At 20.2% G+C, this 17,160-nt stretch carries 13 protein-coding genes, 1 tRNA gene and 1 pseudogene; 10 read left to right on the forward strand and 5 right to left on the reverse strand.

Annotation, left to right across the window (positions count from 1 at the left end):
* Positions 1-109 precede the first annotated feature (109 nt).
* From AAGD61_RS02740 to AAGD61_RS02750, 3 genes are all read right to left on the reverse strand, one after another.
* A complete protein-coding gene (locus AAGD61_RS02740; RefSeq protein WP_341764918.1) occupies positions 110-307 on the reverse strand; it encodes an ANR family transcriptional regulator in 198 nt (65 codons plus the stop codon).
* 405 nt (positions 308-712) lie between these two features.
* Positions 713-1,759 carry a dihydroorotase gene (gene pyrC / locus AAGD61_RS02745; RefSeq protein ID WP_341764919.1) on the reverse strand — a complete coding sequence of 349 codons (1,047 nt, stop codon included), beginning with the start codon at positions 1,757-1,759 and terminating at the stop codon, positions 713-715.
* A 64-nt stretch (positions 1,760-1,823) separates the two neighbouring features.
* Positions 1,824-1,896 (reverse strand) — tRNA-Asn (locus AAGD61_RS02750).
* Positions 1,897-2,419: 523 nt separating this feature from the next.
* Here AAGD61_RS02750 and cspE point away from each other — a divergent pair.
* Positions 2,420-2,632 (forward strand): transcription antiterminator/RNA stability regulator CspE, encoded by a 213-nt coding sequence (cspE, locus tag AAGD61_RS02755; RefSeq protein ID WP_341764920.1) that lies wholly within the window; start codon positions 2,420-2,422, stop codon positions 2,630-2,632.
* Positions 2,633-3,238: 606 nt separating this feature from the next.
* Positions 3,239-5,941: a magnesium-translocating P-type ATPase gene (gene mgtA / locus AAGD61_RS02760; protein WP_341764921.1), complete on the forward strand. Its 2,703-nt coding sequence runs from the start codon at positions 3,239-3,241 to the stop codon at positions 5,939-5,941.
* Between the two features lie 224 nt (positions 5,942-6,165).
* Here mgtA and AAGD61_RS02765 read toward each other — a convergent pair whose 3' ends face one another.
* Positions 6,166-6,750: a metal-dependent hydrolase gene (locus AAGD61_RS02765; protein ID WP_341764922.1), complete on the reverse strand. Its 585-nt coding sequence runs from the start codon at positions 6,748-6,750 to the stop codon at positions 6,166-6,168.
* 1,050 nt (positions 6,751-7,800) lie between these two features.
* Here AAGD61_RS02765 and thrS point away from each other — a divergent pair.
* From thrS to AAGD61_RS02800, 7 genes and pseudogenes are all read left to right on the forward strand, one after another.
* Positions 7,801-9,024, forward strand: a pseudogene (thrS, locus tag AAGD61_RS02770) (threonine--tRNA ligase); the annotation flags it as partial.
* Positions 9,025-9,027: 3 nt separating this feature from the next.
* Entirely contained in the window at positions 9,028-9,570 is a 543-nt protein-coding gene (gene infC, locus AAGD61_RS02775; protein ID WP_341765305.1) for a translation initiation factor IF-3, read from the forward strand.
* A gap of 369 nt (positions 9,571-9,939) precedes the next feature.
* Entirely contained in the window at positions 9,940-10,137 is a 198-nt protein-coding gene (rpmI, locus tag AAGD61_RS02780; RefSeq protein WP_341764923.1) for a 50S ribosomal protein L35, read from the forward strand.
* A gap of 40 nt (positions 10,138-10,177) precedes the next feature.
* Complete coding sequence (rplT, locus tag AAGD61_RS02785) at positions 10,178-10,534, forward strand: 50S ribosomal protein L20 (protein WP_341764924.1); 357 nt, start codon at positions 10,178-10,180, stop codon at positions 10,532-10,534.
* 163 nt (positions 10,535-10,697) lie between these two features.
* Entirely contained in the window at positions 10,698-11,681 is a 984-nt protein-coding gene (pheS, locus tag AAGD61_RS02790) for a phenylalanine--tRNA ligase subunit alpha (protein ID WP_341764925.1), read from the forward strand.
* 16 nt (positions 11,682-11,697) lie between these two features.
* Positions 11,698-14,082, forward strand: coding sequence for a phenylalanine--tRNA ligase subunit beta (pheT, locus tag AAGD61_RS02795; RefSeq protein ID WP_341764926.1), 2,385 nt, complete (start codon positions 11,698-11,700; stop codon positions 14,080-14,082).
* 2 nt (positions 14,083-14,084) lie between these two features.
* Positions 14,085-14,390, forward strand: a complete 306-nt coding sequence (locus tag AAGD61_RS02800) for an integration host factor subunit alpha (RefSeq protein ID WP_341764927.1) — start codon at positions 14,085-14,087, stop codon at positions 14,388-14,390.
* Between the two features lie 342 nt (positions 14,391-14,732).
* Here the strand turns inward: AAGD61_RS02800 and rpmE are convergent, their stop codons facing one another.
* The gene (gene rpmE, locus AAGD61_RS02805; RefSeq protein ID WP_341764928.1) at positions 14,733-14,954 is read right to left on the reverse strand and encodes a 50S ribosomal protein L31; all 222 of its coding nucleotides are present in this window, start codon (positions 14,952-14,954) and stop codon (positions 14,733-14,735) included.
* 114 nt (positions 14,955-15,068) lie between these two features.
* Between rpmE and priA the strand changes: the two genes are divergently transcribed.
* Positions 15,069-17,075 (forward strand): replication restart helicase PriA, encoded by a 2,007-nt coding sequence (gene priA / locus AAGD61_RS02810; RefSeq protein WP_341764929.1) that lies wholly within the window; start codon positions 15,069-15,071, stop codon positions 17,073-17,075.
* The last annotated feature ends 85 nt before the right edge of the window (positions 17,076-17,160 follow it).

A 17,160-nucleotide genomic window follows, 5' to 3' on the forward strand; every position in this document is an offset into this window, starting at 1 on the left:
AAAATAATATATATAAAAATTATAAGCATATTTCAAAATATAAAAACTATTAATTTTTTATAAATAATTATAATTATATATTAAATATTTTTATTATTTTTCTATTTTTTTATTTTTTACGTTTTATTTGCATAAAACAAAAATCAGAACGATGTTCACACCATACCTGATTAGATCTTGTTTGTGCAAATAAATAAGCTTGAGACCAAGCTTTAGCTGCATCAGAATACTTTCCTGATTGTTCAAGACGAACTGCATTACTAGCTTTTTGAATATATAATTCATCGTCATCTTTCAAAATTGTCATAAAAACCTTTTTTAAAAAAACATTATTTGATACATGTTATATTAAAAATATACTTTTTATATCAAAATTAATTATATAAATTATTCCAATACTTTTATATTATTTACAATTTATATTATTTTAATAAAAATTTTCTTATAAAATAACCATATTTTATACATATTAATTTTATATTATATATAAAAAAACAAAAAAATAAAAAAATAATTTTATACAAAAAATATATTTTATATATAATAAATAATATTTATATAATAAAAAGTATAACAATATTTATTTTTAAAATAAAATCGTATTAATTTTTAATTAACATTAATACAATACTATATTAATTAAAAATCTATAATTAATAAAATAATTTATTAATTATAACCAAAAAAATTAACTAATTTTTTTTATAAAAAATTAATTGCCTAGAACAGACCATTTTATTTTTTTACCAGCCAAAAATGGTATAATTTTATTATTATAACAATCAATACTATCATAAATAGTATCACTTTTTTTTATCAATATTATATTATCTTTATTTATTGGTAAATTATAAAACTTAGGACCATTTAACGAACAAAAAGCTTCAAAATATTTTAAAATATTTAATTTTTCAAACACAGTAGCATACATAGATAAAGCTATTGGGGCATTAAATATTCCTGCTTTACCACAACAAGATTCTTTATCCGATTGAAAATGAGGAGCTGTATCTGTTCCTAAAAAAAAACGATCGCATCCAGTTGTTAAAGCATATTGTAAAGCTTCTTGATGTTTTTTTCTTTTTAATATAGGAAAACTATAAAAATGAGGTTTTATACCATCACTTAACATATGATTACGATTAAACATTAAATGATGAGGTGTAATTGTAGCCGCAGTATACTGATTACTTCTTAAAACATATTCTACAGATTCTTTAGTTGTAATATGTTCAAGAACAACTTTTAACATTGGAAATCTATTTCTTAACGGTAACATAATTTGTTTAATAAATTCTGCTTCACGATCAAAAATATCAATACAATTTTTTGCTAATTCACCATGTATTAACAAAGGAATACCAAAATATTCCATTACTGACAATACATGATAAATCTTTTTTATATCGGAAACACCATATTCAGAATTTATAGTTGAATTAATAGGATAAAGTTTACAAGCATAAAATATATTTTTTTTGTAACCATAAACTAATTCATTAACATCTGTATTATCTGTAAGATAAAAAACCATTAAAGGAATAAATTGTTTTTTATTAGCAACTACATCTAGTATCTCTTTTCGATAATTTTCAGCATTTTTAACAGTAGTTATAGGAGGGATAACATTCGGCATTACAAAGGCTCGATAAAAAATTTTACTGGTAAAATGAACAACTGTTTTTAATATTTTACCTCTTCGAAAATGAACATGCCAATCATCAGGTTGTATCATTTTAAATGATGTTTTTATTGTCATTTTTAACACCAAATAATTTTCAATTTTAATAAAATTTTAAAATTAAAATTTATTTATTTAATTACTCCCCCAGCTGGACTTGAACCAGCGACATACGGATTAACAGTCCGCCGTTCTACCTACTGAACTATGGAGGAATAAATTTTTTTAATTATTTTAAAATTTAAATATTTCAAAAAATAAGTAAATATCATTTAAATTTATATATAATATATACTATACTATAAATCATAAAAAAATCAAATAAAAAATTAAAATTAAATTATTTTTTAAAAATAAAAAAACATTAATTAAATTTTTTAATAAAATATTTTTTCATAAAAAATATTAAAAATATCAAAAATTAATATAAAATATTACAAAAATCTTTAATAATATATTAAAAAAATAATAATAATATTATTAAATATACAAAAAATATATTTTTTTATTATAATTTACGTAAAATAGTTGCTATTATTATTAAGTCGTGAGTTAATAATATTGGCGTGTTAAATTTAGTGATTCTATTTCATAAATGATTTACTAAATAAATACATTTAAAAAAATATAAATATTTTAATTTTTAAATTTTATTTTTGTTATTCTTTAAAAGAATAGTTCACATTTATAATATATGCCGAAAGATAAGTTATTTTGATGTTATATAGGAAAAGTCAAATGTCAGACAAAATGAAAGGTCAAGTTAAGTGGTTTAATGAATCTAAAGGTTTTGGTTTTATTACACCAGCAGATGGAAGTAAAGATGTTTTTGTACATTTTTCTGCAATTCAAGGAGCTGGGTTTAAAACCCTAGCAGAAGGTCAACAAGTTGAATTTACGATTGAAGATGGTGCTAAAGGTCCAGCAGCTGCTAATGTAACTGCTATCTAAAGCAAATACTTACTTTAACTTTTTAAAGCCCATTTTTTTATAAAAATGGGCTTTTTTAATAAAAAATTACCATAATAAACACACGAAACCAAATAAAATACTATTAAATGTAATTTTTAATAAAATTAATAAATATATTTTATATAAAAAATTGATTACAATTAATTCTTTACTTAAAAAAAAATATCTTTATAATTTTTTATAAAAAAATAAAAAATAATTTTATTATAAAATAAAAATTAAACTAATAATTATATAATTTTTTATATAATATAAATTTTATATTTTTGAAATTTAATTTTATTTAAATAAATATATCAAATTTTAATATTTATTAAACACATAATAATTATTTTAATTTAAGAAATTAGAATATTTTTATAAAATTATACAAAATAATAGTTTTAATAATTTCTATTAAACTGCAAATTATTCAATATTTTAATTTATTTAATACATATTAATAAATGCATATTATTAAAATAAAATATTTATTAATTTTATAATAATTATTCATTACAAAATGATATAAGACTAATCAATAGTTAAAAATAATATCAAATTAATTATCGTTAAAAATATTAATACTATACTAGAGACAACGTTATGACTGAAATAAAACATCAGAAAAAAAGCGTTAGAAATATCTCTCGCTTAAAATATATCATTAATGAACAAGTAAATAAAAATACTGAAGAAATAATAAAAGAATATAAAACAAATATTTTTGGATTAACTGAAAATGAAGCGCTAAAACGTTTAAAAATTGAAGGTAAAAATGAAATTGCTCATGAAAAAGCCCCTCCATATTGGAAACAATTATTTATTTCTTTTAAAAATCCATTTATTTTTATTTTAATAATATTAGCAATAATTAATTTTTTTACTGATTATTTTATCCCAGAATATAAAAATAAAGAAACTAATTTAACAGGTGTTATTATTATAATAACAATGATAATCATTAGTGGACTACTTCGTTTTTGGCAAGAATATCGAACTAACAAAGCTGCTAAAACATTGCAATCATTAATAAAAACAACTGCAACAATCTTTCGAAGAAATAATAAAACAGGACAATCTATTCGTAAAGAAATAGCTATTAAATTTTTAGTACCTGGAGATATTGTTTTTTTATCTGCCGGGGATATGGTTCCTGCAGATTTATTTTTAATAGAATCAAAAAATTTATTTATTAGTCAAGCTATTTTAACAGGAGAATCAATTCCAATTGAAAAACATGATCGTTCAAGTAATTTTTTTACTAAAAATATTAAACATAATTATAAAGAAAAAAATAAATTATTAGAAAATCAAAACAGTTGTTTAATGTGTACAAGTGTTACAAGTGGGACAGCAAAAGGAATTGTTATAGCAACAGGATCAAACACTTATTTTGGCGCAATAGCTAAAACTATAGTAGGTAGTCATGCAGAAACAGCATTTGATCGAGGAGTAAACAACGTTAGTTGGTTATTAATTCGTTTTATGTCAATAATGGTTCCAATTGTATTATTAATTAACGGATTTACAAAAGGAGATTGGTTTGAAGCAACATTATTTTCTTTAGCAATAGCTGTAGGATTAACTCCTGAAATGCTCCCTATGATTGTAAGTTCAAATCTTGCTAAAGGAGCAATAGCTATGTCTAAACATAAAGTTATAGTTAAAAGATTAAATGCAATCCAAAATTTTGGTGCAATGGATGTATTATGTACAGATAAAACAGGAACATTAACAAAAGATAAAATAATTTTAGAACATTATTTAGATAATAATGGTGACAAAAATAATAATATATTAAAATTAGCTTGGTTAAATAGTTGCTACCAAAGTGGAACTAAAAATTTATTAGATCAAGCAATTATTAATTATGGTAGTAACAATTTAAATACTAAACAATTAATATCTTATCAAAAAATAGACGAAATTCCATTTGATTTTATACGTAGAAAATTATCTATAATAATAAAAACACCTAAAAATAAAATTTTATTAATTTGTAAAGGTGCTGTTGAAGAAATATTAAAAGTTTGCATTAATTATAGACTAAATGGAAAAACATTAATTTTAAATAAACAAGCAAAAAATAGAATTTTTAAAATAGTTAATAATCTCAATAATCAAGGTTTTAGAGTTTTACTACTAGCTACACGTATTTTAAATGATACAGAAAAAAAATTCCCTTTATCAACAAAAATTGAAAAAAAATTAGAATTACAAGGAATTTTAACTTTTTTAGATCATGCTAAAGATAGTGCTATTTCTGTTATTTCAACATTAAAAAAAAATGGAATCAATATAAAAGTATTAACTGGAGATAATGCAATTATAACAAAAAAAATTTGTTATGATGTTGGACTAAATACTAATAAAATTATAACTGGTTTTGAAATTGAAAAAATGTCAGATAAAGAACTTAGTGAAAAAGTTGAAAAATTATCAGCTTTTTGTAAATTAACACCATTACAAAAATCACGAATTCTTAAACAATTACAAAAAAATGGACATACAGTTGGATTTTTAGGTGATGGTATTAATGATGCTCCAGCATTAAGAGATGCTGATGTAGGAATCTCTGTAGATACTGCTACTGACATAGCAAAAGAGTCTGCAGATATTATTTTACTTGAAAAAGATTTAATGGTTTTAGAACAAGGAGTTATAAAAGGAAGAGAAATATTTGGAAATATAATAAAATATTTAAATTTAACAGCAAGTTCAAACTTTGGAAACGTATTTTCAGTATTAATTGCAAGTGCTTTTATTCCTTTTATGCCAATGTTAGCAACACAATTACTTGTACAAAATTTATTATATGATATTTCTCAATTAACTTTACCTTGGGATAAAGTAGATAAAGAATTTTTAAAGTCTCCACAAAAATGGAATTCTAAAAATATTAAGAGATTTATGATATGGATTGGACCAATATCATCAGTTTTTGATATCACAACTTTTATTCTTATGTGGTTTATTTTTAAAGCAAATAACATAACTTATGCATCATTATTTCAATCTGGATGGTTTGTAGAAGGTCTATTATCTCAAATATTAATTGTACACATGTTAAGAACACAAAAAATACCATTTATTCAAAGCACTGCAGCATTGCCAGTAATATTAACAACATGTATTATTGTGATATTAGGGTTATATATTCCATATTCATCATTTGGTAAAATAATAGGATTGCAACCACTACCTATTACATATTTTTCTTGGCTTACATTAACATTAATTAGTTATTTTATTATAACTCAGTTAATAAAACAATTTTATATAAAACGTTTTGGAACTTGGTTATAATCATTGTGTAAAATATTTTAAAATGTTAGTTTTTATATAAAAAAATAAAAAAATAAAAATATTGATCTATTTATATTATCAATAAATTACTATTATATAAAAAATAATTTATTATATTATATAATATGTTTTATAAAAAAATATTTTTAAAATTTTTTCTAAAAACATAAAATTAGTTTAATTATATATTTTAATATTAAAAATTATTCAATTTTTTTTATTTATTAAAAATATTTTTTATTACTTCACTCTAATATATTTAATATCTTAAAAAAATTAATTATTTTATTAAAATAAAACACAACATCAAAATGATCTTTAAAATAAAAAATATAATAACAACCTATTAAAATAATAGAAATACAACGTTCTCTTCGTTTATTATTTTTACCAACAATTATAGGAATACTAAAACGATAAGATAAAGGCCATAAAAAACTAACACCATATGGTGTCAACATATCAGCAAAATGATGACTAATATACCCTAATAAAAATGCTTGGATTAAATCATTAGATATTAATTTTTCAATATGAAATATATAAAAAAAAACAATTAAAATAATCCATGAAAGTAAACTATGTGTAAAACCTCTATGACTGAAAATTTTTGACATAAAAAATGAAATAAAAAAAAATATTCTACCAAATAAAGATGATTTATGATCAATATCAGGTAACAACGATCCTATTGAAGCTCCTAATAACATATAAATCCAATCACCATGAACTATTTCAAATGTTAACTGCAATTTATAAGCTACAATTAATGAAGCTATTGAAAATAATATATGACCTTCAGATGTCATGATATAAAATTAATAAAAATATCAAAAAATAAATATTAAAAAATAACATTTTTTTAAAAAAATATTTTTTATTTTAATTTAAAATATTAATTACATAACTAATATTTTTTTAACAAAAATATATAAATATTTTAATTTTTATAAAAATTGATCGTAAATTAATATTTAATATATTAATAAAATATAAAAAATATAAATTTCAAAAACTTAAATAAAATATAAAAAAATATTTTAATGATCAATAAAAAATATTTTCATAAACATATTATTAATAAATATAATTTTATAGTACAAAAACTAAATTTAATAAATTATATAGTTTCTAAAATTAAATAAACGCATTATTATATAATATAATAATTGAATAAAAATTTTTATTCAATTATATTACTTAAAAATAATAATTAATATAAAAAGAATTTTTAATTATTAATACCATTAACAATAAAATTAAAATTTAATAAATCATATATTTCAAAATAATATTAATAATACATTAATTTATACAACTTATATAATTTAAAATAATTAAAAACATTAAATTCACCATATGAATAACAAAAACAAACTAAAAATTATTCGTTATTTTTATTTGTTATATATTAATAATAAAATTAAACAAATTTTGACTAGTCAATAATATAATAACTATGTTAGTTATAAACAATATTTTTTTTACAATACTAATTTAGATTATAATTTTATAAAAAATATTTTCAAAAAATCTTAAAAAAAAATATATTTAAATTATTTAAAAACAAATTATAATTCCTTAATAAATAAACATTATAAATTCAAAATCTATAAAATATTCTAAAAAAATAAAAATATAAAAAATTTTTATAATAAAAATATTGAAAAAATAAATATCTATGTTTATATTACTATGAAAATATGTAAATATCTATTTAACTTCATATATCAAATATAAATTTTATAATAATTAAAAACCTAAAAAAAATTAATAATATATTTAAATAATAATCTAATAAAAATTACAATATATATAAAAACATACACAGATAAAAAAATAAAAACAAAATGTTTAATTTAAAAGAAAATTTTAAGAATGATCATCGTAAAATTAATAAACAATTAAATTTATATCATATGCAAAAAGAAGCACCTGGAATGGTATTTTGGCATGATAATGGTTTAATTGTTTTTCGTGAATTAGAAAACTTTATACTTACAAAACTAAAAGAACACAATTATCAAGAAGTAAAAACTCCAATTATGATGGATCGTATATTATGGGAAAAAACTGGACATTGGGATAATTATAAACACGCAATATTTAATACATTTTCAGAAAACCGCGAATATTGTATAAAACCAATGAATTGCCCAGGACATATACAAATATTTAATCAACATTTAAAATCATATCGTGACTTACCTTTACGTATGTCAGAATTTGGTAGTTGTCATAGAAATGAACCATCTGGATCATTACATGGTTTAATGAGAGTTAGATGCGTAACACAAGATGATGCTCATATTTTTTGCACAAATAGTCAAATTATTAATGAAGTAATAAATTGTATAGAAATCGTTTATAATATATATGAAACCCTTGGTTTTAAAAAAATTTCAGTAAAAGTTTCAACTAGACCTGATAAACGCATCGGTACCGACAATATGTGGGATAAAGCAGAAAAAGATCTAGTCAGTGCATTAAATATAAAAAAAATTAATTTTGAATATCAATATGGAGAAGGTGCATTTTATGGACCAAAAATAGAATTTATACTACTTGATTGTTTCGATCGTACATGGCAATGCGGTACTATACAATTAGACTTTTTCTTACCAAATAGATTATCTGCATTTTATATTGATAAAAATAATAAACGTGTAACACCTGTTATGATACATCGTGCTATACTAGGATCACTTGAAAGATTTATTGGAATTTTAATGGAAGAATATTCTGGTAATTTTCCAACATGGTTATCACCACAACAAGTCGTTGTAATAAATGTTACCAGCAAACATGAAAAGCGTGTTAAAGAAATAGTTTTTAAACAACAAAAAGCTGGCATTCGTGCAAAAGCAGATTTACGAAATAAAAAAATTAACTTTAAGATTAGAGAACATACAATGAATCATGTTCCTTATATGTTAATTTGTGGAGATAAAGAAATTGAATCAGGTAAAATATCTGTTCGTACTCGTTTAGGTAAAAATTTAGGAAGTATTGATATTGACAAATTTACAGAAAATATTTTAAAAGAAATTAATAATAAAGAATTTAATTTAATGGAGGAATAAAATATTAAAAACGAAAAAAAATTTACAAAAACACGATTAAATCGTATTAATGAAGAAATACGAGCAAATATAGTTCGTGTTATTGATGTAAATGGAGAACCAATCGGTATGATGAATATCCATGCCGCATTATTAAAAGCAGAAGAAGCTGAATTAGATTTAGTAGAAATCACCCCAAATTCTGAAAAACCTGTTTGTCGCATCATGGATTATGGTAAATACCTTTACGAAAAAAGTAAATCACAAAAAAAACAAAAGAAAAAACAAAAATTTTTTCAAATAAAAGAAATTAAATTCCGCCCAGGAACAGATGAAAGCGATTATCAAGTAAAATTACGTAATTTAATTAAGTTTTTAGAATGTGGTGATAAAGTAAAAGTTACTTTACGTTTTCGTGGTCGTGAACTGGTTCATCAACAAATAGGAATTAATGTTCTTAATCGTATTAAAAATGATCTTAATGAATTAGCATTGGTAGAATCATTGCCTTTAAAAATAGAAGGACGGCAAATGTTAATGATATTAGCACCAAAAAAAAATAATTAAAAAATTATTATAAATTGAATTCGATAAAAACCAATAAATATTTTAATAATTTTTATCGAATTCAAAATATATTTTTTAAAATAATTTTTAAAAACATAATTATGTTATTTTAACAATTATTTTAAAATTCAAAATTATATAATAAATAATATTTTATAAAAAATATAATAAATTATTTTAAAATAAAAAAACAAAATATTCTAATATAAATAAAATTATCGTTCTATTTTTTTTAATTTTTAAAAAAAAAGAAATATTGTTTTATATATTATGTAATAGATTGCAAAATCTTTTTCTTAAAAATTAAAAAATTATTAAAAAATTATATAATTAACTTATAATTAATTAAAATTAAAAATTGGACAAAAAATGTTAAAAATTAAAACTATACGCAGTGCTGCAAAACGATTTAAAAAAACTGCAGGAGGCAAATTCAAACACAAACATGCAAATCTTCGTCATATTTTAACAAAAAAATCTACTAAACGTAAACGTAATTTACGATCAAAAGGATTGGTATCTAAAAGCGATATAAAATTTGTAACTTCATGCCTAGCAAAAAATTAAAAAACCATTATTTTACTGAAAACAAAGGAGATTAACACCTATGGCACACATAAAACGTGGTGTATTTGCACATGCAAGGCATAAAAAAATTTTAAAACAAGCAAAAGGATATTACGGTGCACGATCTCGTGTATACAGAGTAGCATTTCAAGCTGTAACAAAAGCTGGACAATATGCTTATCGTGATAGACGTCAACGTAAACGTCAATTTCGTAAACTATGGATTACACGTATTAATGCAATGACTAGAAAAAACGGAATGTCTTATAATTGTTTTATTAATGGTTTAAAACAAGCATCAATAAAAATAAACCGCAAAATACTTGCAGATATTGCAATTTTTGATAAAATTTCATTTCAAATTTTAATCGAAAAAGCAAAAAATTCTCTAACTTAACTTTTTCTTGTAAATAAGGAATATTTTCCTTATTTACATTTTTTTATAATTTTACTTTATTTTTATAAAAAACATATTTGCGTTAAATATAATTAACTTATATATATTATTTTAATATATTATATCATAGACATAACATTTTAATAATAAATAGGAGAATTAAATGCTAGAACTTGCTGAATTAATAGAAAAAGCAAATACAGCAATAAAGCAAGCGAAAAACATTACTGATTTAGAATTAATTCGTATTAAATTTTTAGGAAAAAATGGTTTTTTAAAATTAAAAATAAAATCTTTACATAAAAAATCAAATGATAAAAATTCAAAAATATTAATTTTAATAAATAAAGCAAAAAAACAAATACATAATGAATTAAATTTACGTAAAATAATTTTACAAAAAGAAAAAATCAACAAACGAATTTCATCAGAAAAAATTGATATTTCATTACCAGGTAGATATTTAAATAATGGTAATTTACATCCTATAACAATTTCAATTCAACAAATTGAAAACATATTTACTAAATTAGGTTTTTCTATTGAAACAGGACCAGAAATAGAAAATAGTTATTATAATTTTGACGCATTAAATATTTCAATTAATCATCCAGCACGTACTAGTCAAGATACTTTTTGGCTTAACTCTAAACTGTTACTTAGAACACAAACGTCTAACGTTCAAATTCGAATAATGAAAAAAATAAAACCACCTATCAGAATTATAACTTCAGGACGTGTTTATCGTAAAGATTATGATCAAAAACACACACCAATGTTTCATCAAACAGAAGGTTTTATTGTAGATAATAATATTAATTTTACAAATCTCAAATGGATATTACATAATTTTTTAAATATTTTTTTTGAAAAAAAAATCAAAATTCGTTTTAGACCATCATATTTCCCATTTACAATTCTTTCATCAGAAATTGATATAATGGATAAAAAAAATAAATGGTTAGAAATATTAGGATGCGGTATGATACATCCAAACGTATTACGAAATGTAAACATCGATCCAGAAAAATACTCTGGTTTTGCATTTGGTATTGGAATAGAAAGAATATCTATGTTACGTTACGGGATTTCTGATTTGCGTAGATTTTTTGAAAACGATCTTCGTTTTCTTAAACAATTCAAATAAGGCTATATTTTATATTATGAAATTTAGTGAATTGTGGTTACGAGAATGGTTGAATACAACAATAAATAGCAAAGAATTATTTAATAAAATTACAATGTCAGGATTAGAAGTTAATAAATTTGAACCTGTTGCTAAAAAATTTAACGGGGTTATAATTGGTGAAATTATTGAATGTATTCAAGACAAAAAAATAAATAATTTATTTATAACAAAAATTAATATAGGTAAAAAGAATTTATTAAACGTTATTTGTTATTCACAAAATTGTAAAATTGGTTTAAAAGTTGCAGTAGCAACAATTAATTCTGTATTATCAAAACATTTTAAATTAAAAAAAACTAAAATACATAAAAATTTTTCTGAAGGTTTTATATGTTCATATTTTGATCTTGGTATTCATGAATACAAAAAAGAAATTATAGAATTTGAAAAAGATGCCAAAATTGGCGATGACGTTTATAATTATCTAAAACTTAATGATAATACAGTTGAAATAACTATTCCACAAAACCGTCCAGATTGCTTAAGCATATTTGGTATTGCTCGTGAATTATCTATTACAAATAAAATAAAACTTAATAAAATATCAATTGATACTATTATTCCTAAATTAAAAAATACACTTTTCATTAATGTTAATGCTCCAAACGCATGTCCTAAAATTTTATACAGAATAATTAAAAATATTAATATTTTTGCGAAAACACCAATCTATATAAAAGAAAAATTACGAAGATGTGGTATTGATTTAAAAAACACAATTTTTAATATAACTAACTATGTTTTATTAGAACTAGGTCAACCAATACAAATTTATGATCTAAATAAAATAAATGGTACTATTAATGTAAGAATGGCTAACAACAATGAAATATTTATTTCATCAAATAATATTAAAAAAAAATTAAAAATAAATACATTAGTAATTTCAGATGATTCAAAAATATTAGGAATAGCAGGTATTTCTTATAGTCCTCTTTCAGAAATTGATAAAAAAACTAAAAATATAATTTTAGAATGTGCATTTTTTAACCCGAATTTTATTAAAGGTCGTTCACATTATTATAAATTACAAAATGATATTTCATCAAGATTCGAACGTGGCATTGATTATAAAATACAAAATAAAGCAATTGAATATACAACTAAACTAATATTAGAAATATGCGGCGGTGATATTAGTGAATTAATTAATATAACAAATAAAACTTATTTACCAAAAAAAATAAATATAAAACTGACACGAAATAAATTAGATAGAATAATAGGTTATTTTATTGATGATGATATAGTTACTAATATTTTAATACAACTAGGATGTGAATTTTTTCTTTCTAAAAATATATGGAATGTATTCATTCCTACATGAAGATTTGATATTCAAATCGAAGAAAATTTAATAGAAGAAATTGCTCGTATTTACGGTTATAATAATATTCCTAAAAAACCACTTCTTACTAATTTAACTATAAAAAATAAAAAAATAAAATTTTCTTTAAATCGTATTAAATTATTATTGGTTGATCGAGGTTTTCAAGAAGCAATTACTTATAGTTTTGTAAATCCAAAAATACAAAATTTATTACATCCACAACAAAAATCATTTATTTTAACAAATCCAATATCTGATGAAATGTCTGCAATGCGTTTATCATTATGGACTGGTTTATTAAATTCAGTTATATATAATCAAAATCGTCAACAAAATAAAATTAAATTATTTGAAACAGGAATATGTTTTTTACATGATTTAAAATCAAAATATAAAATAAAACAAAAATTAATGCTTGCTGGTGTTATCGCAGGTAACAAATTTGAAGAACATTGGTCATTAAATAAACAATCTGTTGATTTTTTTGATTTAAAAGGTGATATCGAAACTATTTTTGAATTAACTAATAAATTAAATTCAATTACATTTAAAAAAGAAAAACATTCAGCACTACATCCAGGTAAAAGCGCAAGTATTTTTTTTAAAAATAAAAAAATTGGTTATATTGGTAATATACATCCTATATTAGAAGAAAATCTTAATTTATCTAAAAATACTATAATATTTGAAATTCGTGTTGATATATTAACAGAATATATTAATAATGAAATAAAAGAGGTATCAAATTATCCATCAAATCGTCGTGACATTTCTATAATAGTACCAGAAGATATAGCAACTGCAGATATTCTAAAAGAATGTAAAAATATTCTTAAAAACAACATAACTAATATAAATTTATTTGATGTATATAAAGGCGAAAAAGTAAAAAAAGGATGCAAAAGCATTGGAATTAGTTTTATTTTCCAAAATTACAAACGAACAATGGAAGATAAAGAAATTATAACAATGATTAATTTATGTTTATCAATATTAAAAAAACAATTTAATGCATATTTAAGGAATTAAACATGTCTATTACTAAACATGAAATATCAAAAAATTTATTTAAAAAACTCGGACTTAGCAAAAGTTCTGTAAAAAATATTATAGAAATATTTTTTGAAGAAATTAAATTTTCTTTAGAAAAAGGTATAATAATAAAATTATCTGGCTTTGGTAATTTTATTTTACAAAATAAAAAACAACGTCCTGGTCGAAATCCTAAAACTGGTGAATATAAAACAATTAGTGCTCGAAAAATTGTTAGTTTTCGTCCTGGAATGAAATTAAAAAACCAGATTGAAAAAACAATAGTTATAAAATTAACAAATTAAAAATCAAAAAAATACCATTTTTCATAAAATTAATATTCAATGATATATTATTAATATAAGAATATTTTTTATTATATTAATAATTAAATTTTGAAACTAAAATTCTTTATATTTTTATAATTTACTAGATATTTAATATCTACACAAAATTTAATATATTTTACATGATATTTTTTTTAAAATGATATTTTATATAAAAATATTTTTTTATATAAATAATTATAAAATTAATTAAAAAATAATTTATTTTAAATAATTTTTATAATTTTATTATCATTTATATTTTTTATTTTTTTATAAAAAATATACTTTTTATTAAAAATAAATAAAATATTTTTAATTTTAATTATTTTTTTTAAAAAAAGAAATTTTAAAACGTTTATTAAATTTATCTACACGATCACCAGAAACAACATCTCTTTGTTTACCTATATAAAATGGATGACAATTACTACATACATCTAAATTTAAAGTATGGTTTGCCGTTGAATTAATACTCATATTATTACCACAAGAACAAAATACATCTATTTTATTATATTTAGGATGAATATTTTTTTTCATAAAACTACCTTAATTCAAAAATTTATTTTAAAATAATATTATACAAAATTTTTTAAAAAACAAATATATTGATATATCATTTTTAAAAATATTTTATAACTAATAAATAACACCATGATAATCCAAATAGCCTTATCTATTCCTCTAAATTATATTTTTAACTATCAATTACAAAAAAATATGCCTATTCCTGTAATAGGAAGTCGTGTAATAGTACCATTTAAAAATAATTTTTCTATAGGAATAGTTATTCAATATAAAAATAATAATAAACCTTTAGATAAAAAAATAAAAAAAATAAAAAAAATTATTGATTTTGAATCAATTTTTTCTAAAGATCTATGGAAAATGTTACTATGGTCTTCAAAATACTATTACTATCCAATTGGAAAAATATTATTTTATACATTACCTAAACAATTACAACAAGGAAAAAAAATTAATTATTCTCATACACTTAATTTAGAATCTTTAAATCAAAAAAATAATTTTGATGCTAATAAACAAAATTATTTTCAAAAAGAACAATTATTACTTAATAATGAACAAAAAAATGCAATAAAAATAATAAAATCAAAAGAAAACCAATTTTCAACTTGGCTTTTAACAGGTACAAAAGGTTCAGGAAAAATTAAAGTTTGTATAAATATATTAAAACATATTTTATCAAAAAAAAAACAAGCTCTTATACTTACACCTGAAATTAAATTAGCGAATAAAATTGTTATATATCTTAAAAAAATATTTGATAAACCAATAAATTTATTACATTCAAAACTTAATAATTATGACAAATTAAATGTTTGGTTAAAAACAAAATTAGGACATAATTCTATTCTTATAGGAACTCGATCAGCATTATTATCATCTTTTTATAATTTAGGTGTTATAATAATAAATGAAGAACACGATTACTCTTATAAACAACAAAACGGTTGAAAATACCATGCAAGAGATTTAGCAATTTTTCGTGCAAAATTAAACAACATTCCAATTATAATGACAACCGAAACACCGTCATTTGAAACATTATATAACGTAAAAAAAAAAAAATACCATCAATTAAATTTAACTAGTAATATAAAAAATATAAATAAAACTTATCAATACATAATTGATTTAAAAAAACAACAAATAATAAAAGGAATTTCAAATATATTAATTGAACATATAAAAAAACATATCACAAAAAACAAACAAATAATTTTATTATTAAATAAACTTGGTTATTCATCATTATACACTTGTTATAAATGCAATTGAATTGCAAAATGTAAGTTTTGTAATAATGTTTACACTTTTTATAAAACAAATTATATCTTATCTTGTTATAAATGTAATAAAAAAATACCAACTCCACAACAATGCCCTAATTGTAAATCAAATAATTTTAATTTTATTGGTATAGGTACTGAACAATTAGAAGAAATTATTTCTAAAATTTTTCCTAATATAGGAATAAGTCGTATAGATCAAGACACAAAAAATAATAAAAATAACTTTAAAGAAAATTTAAATATAAAAAATAAAAAATCTCATATTTTTATTGGAACAAAAATATTAACAAAAAATATTTTTTTTGCAAATGTCACTTTTATTGCAATTCTTGATATAGATCATATATTATTTTCTAATGATTTTAGAACTTTTGAACGTTTTGCTCAATTTTATATTAAAATCCTTAATCAAATTATAAAAGAAAAAAAACATGGAGAAATCTGCATACAAACTAATTATCCTGAACATCCATTATTAATAAAACTTTTAAAGAATGGATACTTTTCTTTTTCAAAAGAAGCTATGAAAGAAAGAAAAATAGCAATGTTACCTCCTTATACAAATCACATTTTAATCCTTTCAAAAAATAATAATAAAAACTCTTTAATTTTTTTAGAAAACATAAAAAAACATATACTAAAAACAATTAATGATAAAGAATTATTAATATTAGGACCTATTTTTTCTAATCAAAAAAATCTTTCTAATTGGCAAATTTTATTGCAACATACATCTAAAATATATTTACAAAAAATTATGATAAAATTTTTACCTGAAATATTAAAAAAATCAAAATTTTATAAAATAAAATTTAATATAAATGTTGATCCAATTAAAATTTAAGAATATATAAATATATAAAAACATTATATTAATTTTATATATTTATATATAAAATTTAAATTAATTATCTATAGTACAAATTTTT

It is taken from the genome of Candidatus Providencia siddallii (assembly GCF_964026685.1).
GTDB classification, from domain to species: domain Bacteria; phylum Pseudomonadota; class Gammaproteobacteria; order Enterobacterales; family Enterobacteriaceae; genus Providencia_A; species Providencia_A siddallii_A.